A 233-nucleotide genomic window follows, 5' to 3' on the forward strand; every position below is an offset into this window, starting at 1 on the left:
GCAACGACCCGTAGGAATGCCCGAACAACGCCGTCGTGTGACCCGGATTGTGCGATCCCGCCTGCAGATCCCGCAAAAACGCCTCCAACTTCGGAGCGCCGGCCTGCGCGAGATCGTCATCGACGGTGTTCCACGACGCGAGCACCGGCGGCGGCTGATACCCCACCCACGCTATGGTCGCCACATTCTCACTTTCACCCACGCTGTGGGCGATCACTCTCGCTTCTTCTCGT

The 233-nt window shown here is 63.1% G+C and carries 1 protein-coding gene; it reads right to left on the reverse strand.

The genetic code is table 11. The features are described 5' to 3' along the window. Positions 1 to 233 (reverse strand): alpha/beta hydrolase (locus BST12_RS30095; protein ID WP_245850635.1); only part of this gene is annotated, 233 nt, incomplete at both ends.

It is taken from the genome of Mycobacterium angelicum, from assembly GCF_002086155.1.
In the GTDB taxonomy this organism is placed as follows: domain Bacteria; phylum Actinomycetota; class Actinomycetes; order Mycobacteriales; family Mycobacteriaceae; genus Mycobacterium; species Mycobacterium angelicum.